The organism is Sphingomonas ginsenosidimutans, assembly GCF_002374835.1.
In the GTDB taxonomy this organism is placed as follows: domain Bacteria; phylum Pseudomonadota; class Alphaproteobacteria; order Sphingomonadales; family Sphingomonadaceae; genus Sphingomonas; species Sphingomonas ginsenosidimutans.
In genome coordinates this window covers 17049-38184 of sequence record NZ_NWVD01000006.1, presented here as the reverse complement: position 1 = coordinate 38184, position 21136 = coordinate 17049, and the positions used below count along the sequence as shown (strand labels likewise).

1 protein-coding gene is annotated in these 21136 nt (G+C 69.2%); it reads right to left on the bottom strand.

Features of this window, described 5'->3' with window-relative positions:
• Nucleotides 1–20: 20 nt before the first annotated feature.
• Nucleotides 21–21044: a cadherin domain-containing protein gene (locus tag COA17_RS19930; protein ID WP_096613042.1), complete on the bottom strand. Its 21024-nt coding sequence runs from the start codon at nucleotides 21042–21044 to the stop codon at nucleotides 21–23.
• Nucleotides 21045–21136 lie beyond the last annotated feature (92 nt).

The window sequence follows — 21136 nt, the reverse complement described above, 5'->3', positions numbered from 1 at the left end:
GCTACGATGGCCGGCGGGGATCAGCCGGTCATCGCCAGCGTCGCGATCTTCACCGTGTGGCTGGAATCGCTGTAGAATTCCCAGGTATTGCCGGTGTGGACCACCTCGGCGCCGGCCGCGACGTTGATCGTATCGTTCGCATCCTTGGTGATGGTCAGGACCGAATCATTGCCCTGACCCGCCATGTTGCGAATGAAATCGGCGTCGATCGTCATGTTCGCCTGGACGTTGTTGCCGGTGAACGAGATCTCCTCGACATGGCTCAGCCCCGACAGGTCGCTGGCGGTGATCGTCCGGCCGACATCGGTCAGCGTCACCGTGTCATGCCCGCCCAACCCGTCGAAGCTGATCCCGGCGTCGACGTTCAGCAGGATCTGGTCGTCGAACGCACTGCCCAGCACATGTTCGACCCCGGTCAGCGTATCGCCGTTCGCCTCGCCGCCGGTGCCCGATCCGGTGGCGCTCGACAGGTCAAGCGATATGCCGGCGGTCGCATCGGCATAGCTGGCGGTATCGTCGCCCGCCCCGCCGTCCAGCGTGTCCGCGCCCAGGCCGCCCATCAGCCAGTCGTTGCCGCCCGCGCCGTGCAGGTCGTCGTCGCCGCCCCCGCCGCTCAGCGCATTGGCCAGCGCATCGCCGAAGATCGAATCGGCATGCGCCGAGCCGATAACCTGTTCGACGCCGTCAATTGTATCACCCTGCGCATCGCCGCCACTGTTGGCCGATCCGTCAAGATGGACGGTCACCGCCGCCGACGAACCGGAATAGTCGACCGTGTCGATCCCCGAGTCACCGTGCAGCGTGTCGGCGCCCGCGCCCCCGATCAGCATGTCGTCGCCGGCCATGCCCGAGAACGTGTCCGCACCCGCGCCGCCGACCAGCCGGTCAGCGCCGCCGGTGCCGGTCAGCACCTCGCCCACCACGTCCAGCACGCTGACCGTCGTCGCCTGCATCGTCACCAGCGTGCCGTCGGACACCAGCACGTTGAGGTCGTAGACATTGTCGCGTCCGGCATCGGCCGGCGTCTCGAAATCCGGTGCCGCACGGAAACTGAGCGCCCCGGTCGCCGAATCGATGTTGAACAAGGTCGCATCGGTGCCGCCGCCGATGGCATAGACCAGCGTCGCGCCCTCCGGGTCGCTGGCCTGCACCGTGCCCGCCGCGGTCGCATTTTCGTTGATCGAGAAGGCGGCGGTGGTGACGATCGGCGCCTCGTTGACGTCGCTGACCGATACCTGAATCGTCTGGACGCTGGTATTGGTGCCGTCGGAAACGCTCACCTGCACCTGGTTGGTGCGGTTCCCGCTTTCGTAATCGGGCGCGCTGACGAACGACAGGACGCCCGCTGCAGAGATCGCGAAGCGGTTCGCATCCGCGCCGCCGGTGATCGAATAGGTCAGCGCCGCCCCTTCCGGGTCACTGGCGGTGACGGTCATCACGGTGGCGCCGTTTTCCGCCACGGTCACGGCGGACGGCGCGGTGATGCGCGGCGCCTCGTCAACGTTGCGGACGGTCACGGTCACCATCTGCGTGGTCGCCAGCGACCCGTCCGATGCCAGCACCTGCACCTGGTAGCTGGTCTGCCCCGATTCGTAATCGGGCGCGGCGCGGAACGCCAGTTGCCCGGTCGCGGCATCGATCGTGAAGCGGCCGCCGTCCGCGCCGCCCGCGATGGCATAGACCAGCGTCTGACCCGCATCGGGATCGGTCGCCGCGATCGTCGTGACCGCGGTCTGATTTTCGTCAATCGCGACGTTGGCGGTCGGCGCCAGCACCGGCGCCTCGTTCACGTTGGTGACGGTGACGGTGAAGGCCCGGGTCGCGGTCTGCGTGCCGTCGGACGCGCCGATCGTCACCTGGAAATTGCCCGCGCCGACCGTCTCGTAATCCTGCGCCGCGACCAGCGACAGCGCGCCGGTGTTGCTGTCGATCGCGAAGCGGTTCGCATCCGCACCGCCGGTGATCGAATAGGTCACCGCCGCCCGTTCGGGGTCCAGCGCGGAGATGGTGGCCACCGCCTGGCTGTTTTCCGCGACGGTCAGCGCGCTGCCACCCTGGAAGGCCGCCGCCTCGTCGACGTCGGCGACGGTCACGGCGACCGCCTTGTCCGACGACAGGCCGGTCTGGTCGGTGGCCCGCAGGATCACGTCATAGACGTTGTTCGCCCCGCTATCGGCCGGCGCCTCGCGGTCGGGGGCGGACACGAACGACAACGCGCCGGTGTTTGCATCGATCGCGAAGCGCGCGGCATCCGCGCCGCCCGCGATTGACCAGCTGACCGTATCGCCGCTGTTCGGGTCGCTCGCCGTCGCGGTCATCACCGCATTGCTGTTTTCGTTGATCGTCGCCGTCGCGGCGGAGGTGATCGCGGGCGGTCGCTGGTCGCGCGTAACGTCGATCGTCACCGCCTGCTGCGTGGTGTTCGTGCCATCGCTGGCCGTGACGACGACATTGTAGCGGTTGTCGTGCCCCTGGTCTGACGGATTGTCGTAGCTGGGGGCGGTGACGAAACGCAATGCGCCGGTCGCGCTGTCGATCGTGAACAGCGCCGCATCGGTGCCCGACACGCCATATTGCAGCGTCTGCCCCTCCGGATCGGTCGCCGCCGCGGTCAGCACCGCCGTCGCACCCTCGACCACCGTCGCGGTGGTGGCGGACGTGAACACCGCCGACTCGTTGACGTTGCCGACGGTCACGGTCAGCGCCTTGTCGACGCTGTTGGTCCCGTCGCTGACGGTCACCGTCACCTGATAGGCATTGTTGCCGTCGGCGTCGGCGGGCGCTTCATGGTCCGGCGCCGACACGAAGGTGAGCACGCCGGTGGCGGGATCGACGGCAAACCGCGCCGCGTCCGCCCCGCCGCTGATCGACCAGGTCAGCGTGGTCCCTGCATCCGGATCGCTCGCGGACAGCGTCGCCACCGCCGTACCGTTCTCCGCGCGCGAAAGCGCCGCGGCGGTCGCGATCGTCGGCGCTTCGTTGACGTTGCCGACGTTGATCGTCAGCGCCTGCGTCTGCGATGCGCCGTGCGCATCGGTCACGGTCAGCGTCAGCGCACGGGTCTGCGCGGCTTCATAGTCCAGGCTCACCCCGTTCTTTAGCCGCACGCTGTTGCCGTCGACCACGAACAGCGCTGCATCGGCCCCGCCCAGCGTGTAGGTCAGCGTGTCGCCGGCATCAACATCGCTCGCCGTGAAGTTCGCGACCGTCGCGGCGACGGCATTCTCCATGATCGTGCCGACACCCGACAGCGCCAGCACCGGCGCTTCGTTGACGTTGGTGACGGTCACCGCCATCGCCTGGGTAACGGTATTGGTGCCGTCGCTGGCGCTGACGACCAGATCGTAGACGTTGTCCGCGCCGTTATCGCCCGGCCCCTCGAAATCCGGCGCCGCGACGAAGCGCAGCACGCCGGTGGCGCTGTCGATCGTGAACAGCGAAGCATCGGTGCCCGAGATCGAATAGCTCAGCGTCGTGCCGGCGTCCTGATCGCTGGCGCGCACGGTGACGACGCCCGCACCATTCTCCGCTACCGACACCGCCGCAGGGGAGGCGAACACCGGCGCCTCGTCGACGTTGGTCACCGTCACGCTGGTCGCACGCGACGTGGTGATCGCGCCGTCGCTGACCGAGACGGTCAGGTCGTAGACGTTATCCTGCCCCTGATCCGCCGGCGCATCATAATCCGGCGCGTTGCGGAACGCGATCGCGCCGGTCGCGCTGTCGATGGTGAACAGCGACGCATCCGCGCCCGCGATCGAATAGGTCAGCGTCGCGCCCGCATCCACGTCGCTCGCGGTGGCGGTGCCGACCGCGGTGCCGTTTTCCGCCAGCGTATAGGACGACGCGACCGCCAGCACCGGCGCTTCGTTGACGTTGGTCACCGTCACCGCCATCGCCTGGTTGACGGTGTTCGTCCCGTCACTGGCGCTGACCACCAGATTGTAGACGTTGTCGCCGCCGTTATCGCCCGGCGCCTCGAAATTGGGTGCCGCGGCAAAGCGAAGCACGCCGGTGGCGCTGTCGATCGTGAACAGCGACGCATCCGCGCCGGAAACCGAATAGCTGACGGTCGCGCCGGCGTCCGGGTCGGCCGCGCGAACGGTGACGACGGCGGTGCCGTTTTCCCCCACCGACAGGCTCGCCGGTGAGGTGAAGGCCGGTGCTTCGTCCACATTGGCGACGTTGACCGTCAGCGCACGCGTCTGCGACAGGCCCTGCGCATCGGTGACCGTCAGCGTGACGTTGCGCGTAGCAGCCTGTTCATAGTCAAGGCTGACGCCGTCGCGCAGGCGCACCGTGCCGCCATCGACGACAAACAGCGCCGCATCGGCCCCGCCCAGCGTATAGGTCAGCGTGTCGCCGCCATCCGGATCGCCCGCCGCGAAGGTGGCGACGGTTGCCGCGACCGCATTTTCGTCGATGGTGCCCGCCCCCGTCAGCGCCAGCGTCGGCGCTTCGTTGACGTTCGACACCGCGACGGCCAGGTTCTGTGTCGTCACATTGGTGCCGTCCGACACCTGCACGGTGACGTTGTAGACATTGTCGCCACCGGCATCGGTGGGGTGTTCGTAATCGGGCGCGGTCGCGAACGACAGCGCGCCGTTCGCGCCGATGACGAACTTCGTCGCATCCGCGCCGCCCGCGATCGACCAGGACAGCGTCGTGCCCGCATCGGGATCGACGGCGGTCAGTGTGCCGATCGCGGTACCGTTCTCACCCCGCGCCAGCGACGCCGCGGAGGTGATCGCCGGGGCTTCGTTGACGTTGGTGACGTTGACGGTGATCGTCTGGATATGGGTCGAGCCATCAGCGGCCGTCGCGGTGACCTGCACCGTGCGCGTCGCACCCGCTTCGTAGTCCAGCGCCGTCCCGTTCGCGAGCAGGAGCTGATCACCGGAGATCGCGAACAACGATGCGTGCGCGCCCCCGGTGATGGCATAGGTCGCCGCACCGCCATCGGCCAGCGCCAGCGTCGCGGCGATGCTGCCGCCGGCGCTGTTCTCCGCGATTGTACCCGCCGGCTGGATGGTCATCCCGGTCATCAGCCGGGCCGCGGTCAGCGTGCCGTCGTCGAACTGGAACTTCTCGACGTTGCGGACGGTATCGTGCCCGTCCGGCCCGTCGATCGTATAGGTTCGCGACTGCCCGTCGTAGCTGACGGTATAGGCGCTGCGATTGCCCGCAAGGATCGCGGTGTCGCTACCGGCGCCGCCGTCGATCTGGTCGTTGCCCGCGCCGCCCCGGATGATGTCGTTACCGCCCGGCGCACCGACATCGGTCTCGCGCCCCGGCACGTTCACATTGTCGATCGCATAGCTTTCGTTGGCGACCGATTCGTTCAGGTTCGATCCGAAGCCGAGCGTCAGCACGCCATCGGCCGGTGTGGGCACCGTCATGGTCAGCGTCAGCTTGCTGTCCACCCCGCTCCACGTGGCCGCATAGACGCCCTGTGCCAGGCTGGCGGTATAGGTCGTGCCGCTCGCGGGCGTGATGACGATGTCGTTCAGCGAAGAAACGCCGCTGTAGGAGCGTGCCGCGATCAACGTCATGGCGACGACGCCATTGACGTAGACGTGGACGCCTTCGTTCGCATCGAATGAATCGAGCAGGTAGAGGTCGAAGCTGACGGTCGTCGTGGCCGCGACCGGATCGACCAGATCGTAGCTTTTGCTGATCTGCTGCGAGAAATTGATGCTGCTGCCCGATCCTGGGATCGGACCGAGCACGGTCGCGCCGTTCGAAAGGGTCGTGAACGGCGGTGTGGCCGCGCTTAGCCCCTGCCAGCCGGACGGATTGGAATCGAACGTGTCCAACCCGGTCGAGCCGAAGGCGTTGGTGTCGCCGCTGATGATGTCGTCGCCGCCACCGCCGTCCAGCCTGTCCGCACCGGTTCCGCCAACGACCATGTCGTTGCCGTCGCCCCCGTCGATCTCGTCGTTGCCGAAACCGCCGTCGATCGTGTCGTCACCGACCCCGCCGGACAGCGTGTCGTTGCCGCCTGCTTCCGCGAAGACGACCTTGTCGAGCGCGACGCCATTGCCGTTATGGATGAATTCGATCCGGTCGCTTCCGCCCGTCCCGGTCACCGTATAGGCATAGCTGGTCCACGAATTGGTCGTACCGCCGGAACTGATCGTGTCGATCACCGTCCCGTTGAACAGAACCTGCAACGGGCCCTGGTCGGTGGCGCTCCAGTTGCCGAGATCGAACTTGATGACGTAGTTCGCGTCCGCGACCGTCGTGACATTCTGCCAGATGTCGTTCGTTATGCCGCCCGACATGCGTACCGACTGATTCAGTGACGTCCCGTCCGCAAGCACCACCCCGTTGAAGATCTGCAGCTGTCCGGTCGCCGTCTGCCAGCCGGTGGTCGCATTGCCGGTCGCAGGGCTTCCGGTGCCGTTCCGCCCGATCCCGGTGTAGGCGTCGAAACCTCCGTTCACCAACAGGTTGGTCGCATTGCCGAACGTGATCAGGTTCCGCAGGTCATTCGCGCCGGCCGCATCACCATAGATGACGTCGCCGCCGTCGCCTCCCGCGATCACGTCATTGCCCAGACCGCCGACCAGCAGGTTGTCGGCGACGTCGCCGGTCAGCACGTCATGGCCGAGCGACCCGATAATATTCTCGACACCGGTCAGCGTATCGCCCTGCGCATCGCCCCCGGTCGCGGTGCCGTTGCCCAGATTGATCGTCACCGCCGTCGCGGACAGGGCATAGGAGGCCACGTCCGTTCCCGCGCCGCCGTCCAGCCGGTCCGCGCCCGCGCCCCCGATCAGCACGTCGTCGCCCGCACCGCCGGACAGCGTGTCATTTCCTCGTCCGCCGTCGAGCCGGTTTTCCCCGGCATCGCCGGTCAGCGTATCGGCATGATCGGACCCGGTCAGATTCTCGATACCCGACAACGTATCCGCCACCAGCCCGGAACCCTCCAGCCCCTTGGCCTGTGTTGCCAGCTGCTGAATCTCGGCCTGGGTCAACGCCGAACTGAAGACCGCGAAATCGTCGATTTTTCCGTCCAGCGCGCGCGTGGAAGCATAATCGCGACCGAGGTAGTTGTCGGTGTAGTTCCGGTTGGTCAGCGTGGCGACATTGTCGGCGGACGCGACGAGCTCCCCGTTCAGATAGATGATCATCCGACCGGCCTGATAGGTCACCGCGACGTCGTACCAGGTCTCTGCCGCGGTGAGCCCCCCAGCGGTCTGAACCCCCTGGGTCATCGCCGTCGTGCCGTCGCGGACCTCGAAGAACAGAGCGCCGCTGCTGGTGCGCGACAGGAAGATCTGTCCTGCGCTGCTGCTCGATGTGCCGGCGCCGAAGCGGAAGATCCCCTCGTTCACCCCTGCTGCGCGATCGAAGTTGACCTTCGCCACAACAGTGAAGCTTTCGCCGAACGTGAGCGCGCCGACGGTGGCCATGCTGGTCGATGTGCCGGTGAAATCGAGCGCCGAGCCGCCATGGCCATCGGCCACCCAGCCGGCGTCGTTCAGGGTGACGCGCTGCGCCCCGCTAATCGCGTTGGAAGTGGCGCCGCTTCCTTCGGAAAAGCTCCAGCCCGCGATGAGGCTGGCGTTGCCATAGACCGCGCTGGCGCCTTGCACCCCGGCGTCCCCGCCATAAGCGACACCCGTGGCCAGATTGGCATTCACGCCCGCGCCCGATCCGGCCCAGCTTGCCGTGTCTACGCCCGCACCACCGATCAGCGCATCCGCGCCGGTCCCGCCCGTCAGCGTGTCGTCTCCCGCGCCGCCATACAGCACGTCGTTGCCAGCCGCGCCGAACAGCAGGTCGTTTCCGACGCCGCCGTCCAGGGCGTTCGCGCCGCTGTCCCCGGCGAGATAGTCGCTGGCGATGCTCCCGACGACATTCTCGACGTTGGTGATGGTGTCGTTGGTGGACCCGCCGCCCCATGCCTTGGTGGACGAGTTCGCATTGACGGCCAGATCGACGGTCACGCCGCCCCACCCGTTCGTTTCCTGATAAGTGACCGTGTCGATCCCCGAACCGCCGTCCATCGTCCCGGAGTTGAAATTGGCGACGATCAGGTCGTTGCCGGCACCGGCATTGAAATTGGCGAGCGAAGCCCAGCCCTTGAGGATGTCGCTGAAGCCGGAACCGATCACGGTTTCGAAATTGGACGTGATATCCGACCCGGCGCCGACTGTATTCACCACACTATAGGTGCGGACGTTCGATACGGTGACGTAGTAATTGACGATGGTGCGTATGCCGCTCGTGGCGCTGGCGTAGCTGATCGTGTCGTTATTGTCGCCACCATCGAGCGTGTCGTTGCCGGCGCCGCCGTCGATGATGTCGTTGCCGGTCGAACCCTTGATGGTGTTCGCGTAGGCGTCGCCCGTCAGGACGTCGTTGAGGTTCGATCCGTTGACGTTCTCGATCCCGGTCAGCACGTCGCCCGCGGCGAACCCGCCGGATACCGCGCCGGTCGCCAGATTGATCGTCACCGCCGCGTTCGAACGGCCATAGGAAACGGTATCGCTGCCCGCACCGCCGACCAGATTGTCCGCGCCGCTGCCGGCGACCAGATAGTCGTCGCCGGCGCCGGCATCCAGCCGGCCGCCGGTGTCGTTGGCATAGAGATAGTCGTTGAACGCCGATCCAATGACGTTGCGGATATTGGTCAGCGTATCGCCCTCGGCATCCCCGCCCACGCCGCTGTTGGGATTGACCGTGAGGGCGGGGCCAGTGCTGACCGGCGGCGACCCCACCCAGGAAGCGTTGATGTTGACCGCCACGCCCGCACCCGACCCCGAATAGTCGGCAGTGTTGTTGCCCGCGCCGCCGTCGATCACGTCCGCGCCCGCCATGCCCGCCAGCACGTCGTCACCGTCGCCGCCCAGCAGCGTGTTGGCAGCGGCATCGCCGGTCAGCACGTCGTTGAAGGCCGAACCGGTTACATTTTCGACATTGGACAGCAGGTCGCCTCCGGCATCCCCGCCGGTGTTGACGTTGGTGGTAAGGTTGACCGCAACCGCGTCCTGCGACCCGGCATAGCTGACGGTGTCGATCCCCGCACCGCCGTCGATCGTGTCCGCGCCCTCCAGCCCGTCCAGCATGTCGTCGCCGTCGCCACCGGCCAGCGCGTTGTCGCCGGCATCACCGATCAGCACGTCGCCGAACGCCGAACCCGTCAGATTCTCGATCTCGACCAGCAGGTCGCCCGAGGCATCGCCAGTGGATGTCTGCGCCGTCGTGACGCGCAGGTCGACCGTCACCGCGTCGCTCGATGCGGCATAGCTGGCGGTATCGGTGCCGGCGCCTCCGTCCAGTGTATCGGCCCCGCCCCCGCCCTGCAGCACGTCATTGCCCGCGCCGCCCGTCAGGACGTTGGCGTTCGCATCGCCGGTCAGCGTGTCGTTCAGGGCCGAACCCAGAACGTTCTCGAATTCGGACAATATGTCGCCCGACGCATCCCCTGCGGACTGCTGCGCCGTCGCCAGCGCCAGGTCGACCGTCACGCCCGCGTTCGAACCGGCATAGGAAGCGGTGTCGGTGCCGGCGCCGCCTTCCAGCCGGTCGGCGCCGCCCTTGCCCTCGATGACGTCGTTGCCGCCATTGCCCTTGATGAGGTTCGCCCCGCTGTCGCCGATCAGCAGGTCATCGGCGGTCGACCCATAGACGCCCTCGACCGCGACATAGGTATCGCCCTCGGCAAACCCGCCCGAACCCAGCCCGGTGGTCAGGTTCACGGTCACGGCGGTATTGCTCATGACGTAGTTGACGACGTCGCCTGTGCCCGCACCGCCGTCGAACCGATCGGCACCGGCATTGGCGACGAGATCGTCGTCGCCCGCGCCGCCCGAAAGCTTCCCGCCTGTGGAGGACGCCGCCAGAATGTCGTCATAGGCCGAACCGATGACGTTCTGGATGTTGCTCAGCACGTCACCCTCGGCATCGCCGCCGCGCGCCATCGCGCCGGTTACCGATCCCGCCGGCGTCGCGATCGCGAAGGACGCCAGGTCGACGTAGACGGCGGAACCGGATGCGCCGTAATCGGCGGTGTTGTTGCCCGACCCGCCGTCGATCGTGTCCGCCCCGCCCAGCCCGGCCAGCACGTCGTCGCCCGCGCCGCCGCGCAGCAGGTTCGCCGCCGCGCTGCCGGTCAGCGCGTCGTTCCCCACGCCGCCGGTCAGGTTCTCGATCGCGACCAGCACGTCGCCATCGGCATTGCCGCCCGAACCGATCCCTGTCGTCAGATTGACCGCGACCGCGCCGATCGAGGCGGAATAGTCCGCGGTGTCGATCCCGGCGCCGCCGTCCACCGTATCGGCGCCCGCGCCGCCGTCCAGCACGTCGTCGCCCGCGCCGCCGGTCAGGACGTTCGCCCCGCCGTCGCCCGTCAGTTGATCGGCATAAGCGGAACCGATCGCATTCTCGATGCCGGTCAGGTGGTCGCCCTGCGCATAGCCGCCCGATAGGACGCCGGTCGCCAGGTTGACGACGACGCCGGCGGTCGACGCGGCGTAATCGACCGCGTCATTGTCCAGTCCGCCTTCGATCACGTCGGCCCCCGCTCCGGCGACCAGCACGTCATTGCCCGCGCCGCCGACCAGCGTGCTGCCCGTCGTCGCCGCGATCAGCCGGTCGGCATAGGCCGACCCGATCAGCTTCTCGAACCCGCTCAGCACGTCGCCCGCCGCATCCCCGCCCGACGTCTGCGCCGTCGTCAGGGTCAGGTCGACGGTGACACCGCTGCCCGAACCGGCATAGGTGACCGTGTCGAAGCCGTTTCCTCCAGTCAGCGTGTCCGCACCGCTCAGCCCTTCGATGGTGTCGTCGCCGTTGGCGCCGGTGATGTTGTTGGCGCCGGCCGTCCCGGTCAGCACGTCGGCATAATTCGATCCGTAGATGCTTTCTACCGACGCCAGCGTGTCGCCCTGCGCAAAGCCACCAATGCCGGTGCCCAGCGTCAGGTTCACGGTCACGCCCGCGTTCGATCGCACATAATTGACCACGTCGACATCGGCACCGCCGTCGATCGCATCGGCGCCGGCACCCGCCACGATGAAGTCGGCACCCACACCGCCGGAGATCCGCCCGCCGGTGCCCGCGATCAGATAGTCGCCATAGGCGGAACCGATCAGGTTCTGGATATTGGTCAGCGTGTCGCCCTGCGCGTCGCCGCCCAGCCCGGTGCCCGCCTGGATCGTGCCGCCGATGATCTGGCTGGCGGAAAGCGACCCCGTGCTTAGATTGACCTGCACCGCCGCGGTCGACGCCGCGTAATCGGCGGTGTTGCTGCCGGTGCCGCCGTCCAGCGCATCCGCGCCGCCCAGCCCGGCCAGCACGTCGTCGCCGGCGCCGCCGGTCAGGACGTTTACGCCTGCATCGCCGGTCAGCCGGTCGGCGAAGGCGGAACCCGTCAGATTCTCGATATCGACCAGCATGTCGCCGGCGGCATCGCCCGCCGTGCCGGTCCCGGTCGCCAGACTGACCGTGACGCCGCCGGTCGCGCCGGCGTAGCTGGCGGTGTCGATCCCCGCGCCGCCGTCCAGCCGGTCGGCGCCTGCGCCGCCTTCCAGCATATCGTCGCCCGCGCCGGCGGTCAGGATATTGGCGCTCGCGTCGCCGGTCAGCGTGTCGTTGAAGTCTGAGCCGACGACCTGTTCGATCGACCGCAGTACGTCGCCCTGCGCATAGCCGCCGCTGTTGACGCCGCTGGCCAGATTGACGGTCACCCGCGCGGTCGATCCGGAATAATCGGCGATATCGGTGCCGGTGCCGCCGTCCAGCACGTCCGCGCCCTCGCCGGCCACCAGCCGATCGTCGCCACCGCCGCCCAGCATCGTGCTGCCCGCCACGGCCGCCTGGATCACGTCGGCGAAGGCGGTACCAATGGCGTTCTCGATCGAGATCAGCGTATCGCCCTGCGCATCGCCGCCCGTCGCCGTGCCGGTCGCCAGGTCCAGCGTGACGCCGGTGGCCGACGCCGAGTAATCGACCGTGTCGCTGCCCGCGCCGCCGTCCAGCGTGTCCGCCCCGCCCAGCCCGGCCAACGCGTCGTCACCCGCACCGCCGGTCAGCCGGTTGTCCGCCGCATCGCCCGTCAGCGTATCGGCAAGGGCCGATCCGACCAGATGCTCGATCCGGGTTAGCGTGTCGCCCTGCGCATCGCCGCCCATGCCGGTGCCGGTGGTCAGGCTGACCGCGACACCCGCGGCCGATCCGGCATAGCTGGCGGTATCGCTGCCCGCGCCGCCGTCCAGCATGTCCGCTCCCGCGCCGCCGTCCAGCATGTCGTCGCCGGCCCCGGCCAGCAGCGTGTTGACCGCCGCGTCGCCGGTCAGCGTATCGTTGCCCGCCGAGCCGATCACCCGCTCGATCCCGCGCAGGATATCGCCATCGGCGTCGCCGCCGATGCCGGTGCCCAGCGCCAGATTGACCGCCACGCCCTGCGCCGATGCCGAATAATCGGCGGTGTCAACGCCGCTGCCGCCGTCCAGTTCGTCCGCGCCGACGTTGCCTACCAACAGGTCGTCGCCGTCGCCGCCGCGCAGCATGTCGTCCCCGACATTGCCGCGCAGCGTGTCCGCGCCCGCATTGCCTTCCAGCGTCGATCCGACCGCCGCGGCCTGCAGCAGGTCGTCATAGGCCGAACCGACGGCGCGCTCGATGTCGGAGATGACATCGCCGCTGGCATCGCCGCCGGCAGCGGTCCCGTTCTGCAGGTCGATGGTGACGCCCGCTCCCGACGTTGCATAGTCGATCGTGTCGAACCCGGCACCGCCGCGCAGCACGTCCGCCCCCGAACCACCGCGCAGCACGTCGTCGCCCAGCCCGCCGTCCAGCGTGTCGGCGCCCGCGCCGCCGTCCAGCATGTCCGCCCCCGCGCCGCCGGTCAGCGTGTTGGCGCCGCCATTGCCGACCAGCACGTCGTCGCCGGCGGTGCCGATCGCATTCTCGATCTCGCGCAGCGTATCGCCATCGGCGAACCCGCCGACGCCGGTACCGCTGCCCAGGTCGACGCGGACGCCGGGCGTGGACGCCGAGTAATCGACCGTGTCGACGCCGTCCCCGCCGGTCAGGCTGTCCGCGCCCAGGCTGCCAAGCACCACGTCGTCGCCCGCGCCCGCCACCAGCGTATCCGCGCCCGCGCCGCCGCTCAGCCGGTCGACGAAGGCGGAACCGATCACCTTCTCGATCGAGATCAGCGTATCGCCGGCCGCGTCGCCGCCGGCCCCGATGCCCGTCGCCAGATCGACGGTCACACCCGCGCCCGATGCCGAATAATCGGCGGTGTCGTCGCCCGCGCCGCCGTCCAGCACGTCCGCACCGCCCAGGCCGGCCAGTACGTCGCCGCCCGCCCCGCCGGTCAGGCGGTTGCTGCCGCCGTCACCGGTCAGACTGTCGGCCTGCGCGGACCCCAGGATATCCTCGAACCCGCTGATCTGGTCGCCCGCCGCATCGCCGCCAGCGGCCAAGCCGGTGGTCAGGTTGACGGTCACCCCGCTGGACGAGGTGGAATAGTCGAGCAGGTCGACTCCCGCGCCGCCGTCCAGCGTGTCCGCCCCGGCGCCGCCGCGGACGATATCGTTGCCCGCGCCGCCGGCGATCGCATTGGCGCTGGCCGATCCGGTCAGCACGTCGTCGAAATCGCTGCCGATCACCCCTTCGACGGCGCTCAGCACGTCGCCCTGCGCGAAGCCGCCGCCGGCCGTGCCGCTAGCAAGGTCGATCGTCACGCCGGCGGTCGACGCGGAATAATCGACGGTGTCGCTGCCCGATCCGCCGTCGAACGTCTCCGCACCCGCGCCCGCCACCAGCGTATCGTCGCCGCCCTGCGCGCGGACGACATGCGCGTGCGCATCGCCGACGAAACGGTCGGCCGATCCGCTGCCGATCACAGCCTCGATCCCGGTGAAGCTGTCGCCCTGCGCGTCGCCGCCCTGCCCGGTGCCGCTGGCGAAATCAATCGTCACGCCCTGCACCGACGCGCCGTAATCCAGCGTGTCGAACCCGCTGCCGCCGTCGATCTCGTCGCCACCGCCGCCGCCGGCGATCACGTCGTCGCCCGCGCCGCCGCTCAGCCGGTTGCCCCCCGCATCGCCGGTCAGCCGGTCGGCGAAGGCGCTGCCGGTCACGTCCTCGATCGCAGTGTAGCGGTCGCCCGCGGCATCGCCGCCCGCGCCGCTGCCCGTCGCCAGATTGACGGTGACCCCGGCGGACGACGCCGAATAATCGACGCGATCCTCGCCCTGCCCGCCGTCCAGCGTATCCGCACCGGCACCGGCGGCGATGGCGTCGTCGCCCGCCCCGCCCGCGATCACGGAGCCGGCGGCAGCGGCCTTGATGATATCGTCATGCGCCGAACCGATCGCATTCTCGATCGACACCAATGTATCGCCATTCGCATCGCCGCCCGATGCCGTGCCGGCCGCCAGGTCGATCGTCACCGCCGCGCCCGACGCCGCATAGTCCGCGGTATCGCTGCCCGCGCCGCCATCCAGCACGTCGGCCCCGGCGGCGCCGGCCAGCCGGTCGTCGCCCGCCCCGCCGCGCAGCCGGTTGGCACCCGCATCGCCGGTCAGCACGTCGTCGAAGTCGGACCCCATTAGGTTCTCGAACCGAACGACCAGGTCGCCCTGCGCATCGCCGCCCTGCGCCAGCCCGGTCGCCAGGTTGACGCTGACCGCGGTCGCGGACGTGGCATAGTCGAGCGTGTCGTTGCCCGCGCCGCCGTCCAGCACGTCACCGCCGGCGCCGCCCTGGATCACGTCATCGCCCGCGCCACCGATCAGCGCGTTGACACCCGCCGTACCAATCAGCACGTCATCGTGCACGCTACCGATCACCGCCTCGATCGCTGTCAGCATGTCGCCATCGGCATCGCCGCCGGTGCCGCGCTGGCTGGTCAGGTTGACGGTCACGCCGCCCTGCGAACCGGAATAGTCGGCGGTGTCGAAGCCGTCGCCGCCCTGGATGATGTCCGCTCCCGCGCCGCCAGTCAGGACGTCGTCGCCCGAGCCGCCGCGCAGCGTATCGTCGCCCGCCGCGCCGTCCAGCAGGTCGTCGCCCGACCCGCCCATCAGGACGTTGTCGCCGTCGTCGCCGATCAGCGTGTCGTCCTCGGCGGAACCGGTCACGTTCTCGATCTCGACCAACGTGTCGCCCTCGGCATCGCCGAAATGCGCAAGGCCGACGGACAGGTCGACCTGCACCCCGTCCAGCGACGCGGAATAGTCCGCGGTATCGGTGCCGTCGCCGCCGTCCAGCACGTCGGCCCCCGCGCCGCCGGCCAGCGTATCGTTGCCATGCCCGCCGCGCAGCGTCTCCCGACCCGCGGCAGCGGTCAGTACATCGTCGAACGCGGAGCCGAGCACCTGCTCGATCCCGTCCAGGATATCGCCCAGCGCGTCGCCGCCCGCATTTGCCCCGGTGGTCAGGTTGACGACCACCGCCGCCCCCGACGCCCGGTAATCGGCGGTATCGAACCCGTCGCCGCCGCGCAGGATATCCGCGCCCGCGGCGCCAACCAGCATGTCGTCGCCCGCGCCGCCGTCCAGCGTATTGGCGCCCGCATTGCCCGTCAGCGTGTCACCCTGCGCACTGCCGGTCAGCGCCTCGATCCCGGTCAGCCGGTCGCCCTCGGCATCGCCGCGCCGGCCGACACCCGTCGCCAGGTTCACGTCCACCGCCACGGTCGACCGGTGATAGTCGGCGGTGTCGAAGCCGGACCCGCCCTGAAGATTGTCGGCGCCCGCGCCGCCGTCCAGCATGTCGTCGTCGGTGCCGCCGATCAGCGTGTCGTCGCCGGCGCCGCCGGCCAGCCGGTCGTCGCCCGCACCGCCGTCGATCGTGCTGCCCGCCTCGGTACCGGACAGGACGTCGTCGAATGACGAACCGGCCAGGTTCTCCACCCCGATCAGCACGTCGCCGGTCGCGTCGCCGCCATCGGCAAGCCCGGTCGCCAGGTTGACGGTCACCCCCGCCGCGGAACCGGCGAAGCTCGCGGTATCGATACCGGTGCCGCCCGCGATCACGTCGGCGCCGCGCCCGGCGATCAGCATGTCGTCGCCCGCGCCGCCGGTTAGAATGCTCCCGGTCACGGCCGCGCGCAACTGGTCGCCGTGCGCCGAGCCGATAACATTCTCGATGCCCGACAACCGGTCGCCCTCGGCATCGCCGAACTGCGCAAAGCCGGTCGCCAGGTCGACCGATACGCCCGATCCGGACGTCGAGTAATCGGCTGTGTCGATGCCGGTGCCGCCCGCCAGCGTATCGGCGCCCGCGCCGCCGGTCAGATAATCGTCGCCCGCCCCGCCGGTCAGGACATTGGCATTGCCGTCGCCGGTCAGCCGGTCGTTCCCCGCCGATCCGGTCAGGTTCTCAATCCCGGACAGGGTATCCCCCTCGGCATCGCCGCCATGGCCGATGCCGTCGTTCAGGTCGATGCGCACCGCGTCAGCCGATGCCGAATAGTCGGCGGTGTCCAGCCCGCTGCCGCCGGCCAGCACGTCGGCGTCGGCGCCGCCGGCCAACGTGTCGTTGCCCTCGCCGCCGCGCAGCGTGTCGACGCCGGCGCCGCCCAGCAGCTGGTCGTCGCCGCTGCCGCCTTCCAGTACATCGTCGCCACCCTGGCCCGACAGCACGTCCGCGCCCGCGCCGCCCAGGATCATGTCGCCCGCAGCGGTACCGGTGATCGCATCGTCGAAGGCAGAACCGACCACACGCTCGATCGCGATCAGGCGGTCGCCCTCGGCATCGCCACCGGCGCCGACGCTGCCATCCATCGCGATTTGCACGCCCGCGCCCGATTCGGCGTAGCTCGCAGTGTCATAGCCCGCGCCGCCGTCCAGCGTATCGGCGCCGCCCAGCCCCGCCAGCTGGTCGTCGCCCGCGCCGCCGGACAGCAGCTCGTCCGCGCCCGATCCGCGCAGCTGGTCGTTGAAGGCGGTGGCGGTCACCTCCTCGATCGACACCAGGGTATCGCCGCCCGCCAGGCCGCCGGCGCCGGCGCCGGTCGTCAGGTCGACGCTGACCGCCGCGGTCGATGCGGAGTAATCGATCGTGTCGAACCCGGTGCCGCCGTCGATCCGGTCGGCGCCCAGTGATCCGTCGATGCGATCGTCGCCGCCCTGCCCGAATAGCACGTCGGCGCCCGCCGAACCGCGCAGCCGGTCGGCGAACGCCGAACCCGACAGCCCCTCGATCCCGTCGAACACGTCGCCTTCGGCATCGCCGCCATGATTGGCGCCGCCGTCCAACCCGATATCGACCCCGGTGCCCGAAGCGGCGTAATCGGCGATGTCGGTGCCGGCGCCGCCGACCAGCCGGTCGGCCCCGCCGCCGCCCGACAACCGGTCGTCCCCCGCGCCACCCGACAGCGTGTTCGCGCCCGAATCGCCGCCCAGCACGTCGTCGAACGCCGACCCGACCAGCGTTTCGATACCGCTCAGCGTATCGCCCTGCGCATCGCCGCCGCGCCCGGTCGTGCCGTCCAGCGCGACCGTCACCCCGCTGGCGGAGGTCGCGTAATCGGCGGTGTCGTTGCCCGCGCCGCCGATCAGCATATCGGCGCCCGCCCCGCCCGACAGCCGGTTGTCGGACGCATCACCCGTCAGCACGTCATCGCCCGCCGACCCGCGCAGATCCTCGATCCCGGTCAGCCGGTCACCCTCGGCGTCGCCGCCGCGGCCGATGCCCGTCGACAGGTCCACCGTCACCGCCGCGGTCGAGGCGCCGTAATCGGCCACGTCGCGGCCCGCGCCACCGTCCAGCGTGTCGGCGCCGCCGCCCCCCGCCAGCACGTCGTCGCCGGCCCCGCCGGCCAGCACATTGTCGGCGGCGTCACCGACCAGCAGGTCGTCGAAGCTGCCGCCCAGCACCCGCTCGACCGCCACCAGATGGTCGCCGGCCGCGTTGCCGGTCGATTCGCGCCCGTCCAGATAGACTTGGATACCCGCGGTCGTGTCCGAATAATCGGCGGTGTCGAAGCCCGCGCCACCGTCCAGCGTGTCCGCGCCCAGTCCGCCGATCAGCAGGTCGTCGCCCGCCCCGCCGCGCAGCGTGTCATCGCCGCTGCTGCCGGTCAGCACGTCGGCGAAGGTCGAGCCGCGCAGTTCCTCGATTCCCGTCAGCCGGTCGCCCTCGGCATCGCCGCCGCGCCCCGCCTGACCGTCGAGCCCGACGGTGACGCCGGCGGCGGACGCGGAATAGTCCGCGGCGTCGCGGCCGCGCCCGCCGTCCAGCACGTCCGCCCCGCCGCCGCCGACCAGCGTGTCGTCGCCCGCCCCGCCACTCAGTACGTTCGCCCCGCCATCGCCGGACAGCGTGTCGTCGAACGCCGATCCGGTCAGGTTCTCGACGCGGGTCAGCATATCGCCCTGCGCATCGCCGCCGCTGCCCGCCGTGCCGTCCAGTCGGACGGTCACCGCCGCGCGCGACCCGGAATAGTCCGCCACGTCGACGCCGTCGCCGCCGTCCAGCCGGTCCGTGCCGCCGCCGCCGACCAGTACGTCGTCGCCCGCGCCGCCGCTCAGCCGGTTGTCGCCCTCGTCGCCGACCAGCGTGTCGTCGAACGCGGAGCCTTCCAGCCCCTCGATCGCGGTCAGCCTGTCGCCCGCCGCATCCCCGGTCATCGCCGATCCGTCCAGCGCCGCGCGCACCCCCGCGCTCGCCCCGGCGTAGCTGGCAATGTCGAAGCCCTCGCCGCCATCCAGCACATCGGCGCCACCCGCGCCCTCCAGCACGTCATCGCCCGCACCGCCGGTCAGCATATTGGCGGCCGCATCGCCGACCAGCCGGTCGTCGAAGGCCGATCCGGTCAGCCGCTCGACCCGGACATAGGTATCGCCCTGCGCATCGCCGCCCGCGCCCTCGCGGCCGTCGAGATAGACGGTCACGCCGACCTTGCTGTCGGCGAAGGTCGCGCTGTCGATACCGGCGCCGCCGTCGATCCTGTCGGCCCCGGCGCCGCCGGTCAGCACATTGTCCTGATCGTCGCCGACCAGCGTGTCGTCGAACGCCGATCCGACCAGATTCTCTATCCCCGACAACGTGTCGCCCTGCGCGTCGGCACCGGTGCCCGCGGTCCCGTCCAGATAGGCGGTGACCGCCGCCGACGACGCGGCATAGCTGGCGGTGTCAGTCCCTTCGCCGCCCTTCAGCACGTCCGCGCCGCCGCCGCCGACCAGCAGGTCGTCGCCCTTGCCGCCATCCAGCGTGTCCGCCGACGCCGCGCCGTACAGCGCGTCGTTGCGATCCGAACCGATGACGTGCTCGACATTGGTCAGCTTGTCGCCCTCGGCGTCGCCGCCATGCGATACCGTGCCGTCCAGATGGACCTCGACGCCCTTCAGCGGATCCTTCGGCGTGCCCTTCTCGCGCAGGAAGGCCGCGGCATAGGAAACCGTGTCGCTCCCCGCGCCGCCGTCGATCGTGTCCGCGCCCGCGCCGCCGTCGATGACATTGTCGCCGTCGTTGCCGGTCAGCGTGTCGTTGAACGCCGATCCGGTCAGATTCTCGACACGGGTATAGGTATCGCCCTCGGCATAGCCGCCCTTGCCCGCGCCCGCCTTCAGGTCCGCGGTAACCGCGACATTGGACATTTCGTAGCTGACCGTGTCGGTCCCGCCGCCGCCCTCGATCTGGTCGGCGCCGGCACCCGCGATCACCACGTCGTCGCCGTCACCGGCGTCGATGATATTGCCCGGCGGGTTGGAAAACAGCACGTAGATCGGCGCACCGGTGACCGGATCGGTCGCCTTCATGTCCGCATCGCCGGTGACCACCTTGATGCCGAAGCGCGAGGATACCTCGACGGCATAGGTATAATTGGTGCCGTCGGTCGACAGCCCCAGGTCAACGGGCAGGAAGAATTCGGACTGGAAGCCGTTCGCCGCCGGGGCCTTGCCCGCATCCGGCAGCGCATAGGTCAGCTGGATGTCGAAGCTGAAATGCGTCTCGCTCGTCGGATAGGTCACCAGGACGCCGTTGGCATCGGTATAGCTGGTGACGACCTTGATATTGCCCTGCTCAGCCGTGATGACCCAGCCCTTGTCGGTCAGCTTCGCATTTTCGACCGCATAGCCTTCGGGCAGCGAAGGCACGAGCACCTGGAGCAGCGAGATGCCCTTGGCCGGCACCATCGCGCTGACGTGCAGCGTGCGCAGCGACGTGCCCGACGGCGCCTGCGCGGGGCTGTCGGCATAGATGCGGTCGGCGCTGCCGGTGCCGGTGATCGTCTCGCGCGCGGACTGTGCGGTATAGTTGACGCTGGTCGACGAACCGGTGCCGCCGGTCGATCCGGTGACGACGTTGACCTTGCCCTCGGTGGCGGTCTTGACGCCTTCCTTGTTGAACAGCTCGAAATTCAGCGTGGGCACCAGCTTGCCCAGCCCGATGCCCGAACCCGATCCGTTGTTCTTGCCGTCGGACGGGGTCGACGAACTGGGCGCCGGCGCCGGGCTGGGCGGCGGGGCGGAGGAAGCGAGCGTATCGCTGAGCTTCTCGGTCAGCCGCTTGCTCTGTTCGTCGGACGTGTGCCGCTCGTTCTCCTGCTTCTGCTCCGCTTCCTGCGCCTGGGTGGCGTCCTGCGGCTGGACCTCGGGCGACTTGGTCTTCTCGTCGGGTGCTTCCTTCGCCGGCTTGTCCGCGACTTCCGACGACAGGTTCAGCTTGAACAGCTGGCTCTGTTCCTTGATCTCGCCGACCGTGCCGATCAGGTCGGACGCGGTGAAGCTCTTGTCGAGGAAATCGATCGCGACCGACTGACCCGAAAAGGATGTCAGCGCCATGCCCGGAATGACGATGCGGCTGCCGTCGGCGAAGACCAGCACGATGTCGACGTCGACGATCTGCGCCTTGAACGGCGAATACGGGATGTCGAGCTTGGCGTGTCCGTCCGGTCCGAGCTGGACGACCTTCAGCGCGGAGAGCGACTTGATCTCCGCTCCCACCGACGCGGTCACCGCTGGATCGACGCCAGGTGCCCCTTCGACGGCGTGCGCTGTCGTGAGCGCGACCGGGCCGGTCTTGCCACCCGTCGGCCCTGCGGGAGATTTGGTCGCGTTGCCTGCCATGACGCCGGTTCTTCCACCTCTGTTCGAGGTTGGAGGATAGCCAGACGTGGTTAATTGATCCTTGCGATGCTAATCTCTAGCAATTTCCGAGT

Excerpts from the sequence above, each read along its gene's own strand:
- COA17_RS19930 (WP_096613042.1), bottom strand. The coding sequence starts at position 21,044 with ATGGCAGGCAACGCGACCAAATCTCCCGCAGGGCCGACGGGTGGCAAG.